3 protein-coding genes and 1 pseudogene are annotated in these 2,286 nt (G+C 69.8%); 2 read left to right on the top strand and 2 right to left on the bottom strand.

The features are described from left to right. Positions 1–12: 12 nt before the first annotated feature. Positions 13–954, bottom strand: a complete 942-nt coding sequence (locus QN357_RS18680; RefSeq protein ID WP_134560357.1) for a LysR family transcriptional regulator — start codon at positions 952–954, stop codon at positions 13–15. A gap of 59 nt (positions 955–1,013) precedes the next feature. Then, a complete protein-coding gene (locus tag QN357_RS18675) occupies positions 1,014–1,298 on the bottom strand; it encodes a hypothetical protein (RefSeq protein ID WP_134561949.1) in 285 nt (94 codons plus the stop codon). On the opposite strand from QN357_RS18675, the gene pyrE reads away from it, so the two are divergent. Together pyrE and QN357_RS18665 are read left to right on the top strand one after the other, a co-directional pair. Next, positions 1,288–1,836, top strand: coding sequence for an orotate phosphoribosyltransferase (gene pyrE / locus QN357_RS18670; RefSeq protein WP_134446203.1), 549 nt, complete (start codon positions 1,288–1,290; stop codon positions 1,834–1,836). The two genes, QN357_RS18675 and pyrE, sit on opposite strands and share 11 nt — an antisense overlap. Next, positions 1,836–2,286: pseudogene (locus QN357_RS18665) on the top strand (hypothetical protein); the annotation flags it as partial. The gene pyrE and the pseudogene QN357_RS18665, both read left to right, overlap by 1 nt.

The following is a 2,286-nucleotide window of genomic DNA, read 5'->3' as shown; positions in this document are numbered from 1 at the left end:
GGGCGCGGCTTCTCAGGGAGAGGGAGTGGGGGCTGATGCGGGGGCGTGGGCCTGCTGGACGCTGGCGGCCTGGGTGCGGAGCACGTCGACGACCGTGCGTACGGCGAGGCGCTCGGCGCGGTCCGGGCGCATCAGCGCAACGATCTGCCGCTCGGCGTCCACCCCGCGCAACGGCTTGAGCGTCACCCGCCCCGGTTGGCCGCCTCCCCACGTGTAGCGCGGCACGAGGGCGATCCCGAGGCCTGCCGTCACGAACGCCTCGATGAGCCTCATGTCGGCGAATCGCTGGGCGACAGTGACGTGGCCGGGGGTGCGCTCCTCGATCTCGTCCAGGATCCGCTCGAAGGGATACCCGTCCGGCACCCCGATCCAGGTCTCGTCGATCACGTCCGCCGGGGCGAGCCAGGAGCGGCCGGCGAGCCGGTGATCGGCGGGCAGCCCGACGTCGATCGGCTCCGTCATGAGCGGAACGACCGTCAGGCCGCGCCCGCCCCAGGACCGCTGGCCGCTCAGGCTGTACGCGAGCACGATGTCGTAGTCGGCCGTGAGCGCAGGGAAGTCCCGGAGCTCCGGGTCGAGGTCGGTGCACGTGACCACGAGGCCGGGCCGGTCGGCGAGTTGCAGCATGGCCCCGGGCAGGAGCATCTCGCCGGCGGTCGGGAAGGTGACCACGCTGACCCCTCCGGAGGCGTCGTTCCGGAACTCGTGCCAGACGGCGGTGGCGCGGGCGATCGCGACCGACACATCGGTGGCGCTGCGGGCGAGCGCGCGCCCGGCATCCGTCAGAACGATGCCCCTCCCGCGGCGCTCGGTGAGGCGCACCCCGGCCTCGCGCTCGAGCACTTTGAGTTGCTGGGAGACGGCGGATGCCGTGCGATGCGTCGCCCGCGCGACCTCGGTGATCGAGCCGCGTTCGGCCAGTTCCCTGAGCAGTTCGAGCCGCTGAATGTCCATGTAGCTACGCTACACAATGAGTACAGGACAATGCGATTGTGCTGCATGGTTAGAGGTGGTCAAATAAATACGTCGAACACGTGCAGCAGTGCCTCCGTATCACCGACATCCACCCCTGGTTGAAAGGCCCCCTCGTGTTCGTTCTCATTGCCGTGCTCTCCCTGATCGTTGTCGCGTCCATCGTTGGCGTTGTTGTCGATGTGCAGAATGACGGCTACCGTCACATGCCCGAACAGCGCACCTTCGTTCGCGGCTTCTGACCCCTGCGTGACGCCTCCCCGTCCCCCGGGCCGGGGCAGGCGTCGCCAATCCCGAATGGCATACAGTTGATCCGTGACGGACATTCGGCAGCAGCTCATTGACTACATCTCGGCTGAGGCCGTGTTCCACGGTGACTTCACCCTCACGAGCGGGAAGAAGGCGACGTACTACGTCGACCTCCGCAAGGTGAGCCTCGACCACCGGGTCGCCCCGCTGATCGGCCAGGTCATGATCGACCTCATCGCCGGTGTGCCCGACGTCACCGCCGTCGGCGGCATGACGATGGGCGCAGACCCCGTAGCCGCGGCGATCCTGCACCAGGGTGTCGCCCGTGGCCTCTCCTACGACGCGTTCGTCGTGCGCAAGGAGCCCAAGGACCACGGCCGCGGCCGCCAGGTCGAGGGCCCCGACCTCGCCGGCAAGCGCGTGATCGTGCTCGAGGACACCTCGACCACCGGCGGATCCCCGCTCGCGGCCGTCGAAGCCCTGCTCAAGGTCGGCGCGATCATCGCCGGCGTCGCGGTCGTCGTCGACCGCAACACCGGCGCCCGCGAAGTCATCGAAGCGGCCGGCTACCCCTACTTCGCCGCCATCGGCCTTGAGGACCTGGGGCTGAACTAATGCCAGACCAGTCGGGGAGCGGCGAAGAAGGAATCGACTGGCTCGCCTCCCAGCTCGGCGACGGCACCAAGCCGACCCTGCCGGACGACTTCGTGATGCGTCGCCCGCGCCGGGCGAAGGGTGCCCCAGCGGATGCCCCCGGCCGGGTTTCCCGTTCCGGCGACGCCTCTGGTGCCGGTACGACATCGGATCCTGAAACTCCGGCGCCCGCGTTCCTGTGGGGACTCAAGCCGACGACGGCGACCGCCGCCGTGACCGTGGTCAAGCCGGCGGCATCCGCCCCGGTTGCGCCGCCGGTTGCTCCGCCGCTTGCTCCGCCGCTCGCTCCGACTCCCGCCGTGCACTCGCCGGTACCCGTGGGCGAGCCTTCTGTGGTCGAGCCGGCCGTGTTCCGGCCGCGCGCTGCCGGCGCCACGTCCTTTCCCGCACGCGCCGGCCTGACTCCTGCCC

The sequence above is a fragment of the Cryobacterium sp. RTC2.1 genome (assembly GCF_035018685.1).
Lineage (GTDB): Bacteria > Actinomycetota > Actinomycetes > Actinomycetales > Microbacteriaceae > Cryobacterium > Cryobacterium glucosi.
Note: the sequence above shows the minus strand (reverse complement) of the source record. Positions and strands in the feature narration are given on the sequence as shown.

Bases quoted from the DNA above. Each gene is read 5' to 3' on its own strand.
- QN357_RS18680 (WP_134560357.1), bottom strand. From the start codon at position 954: ATGGACATTCAGCGGCTCGAACTGCTCAGGGAACTGGCCGAACGCGGC.
- QN357_RS18675 (WP_134561949.1), bottom strand. From the start codon at position 1,298: ATGTCCGTCACGGATCAACTGTATGCCATTCGGGATTGGCGACGCCTG.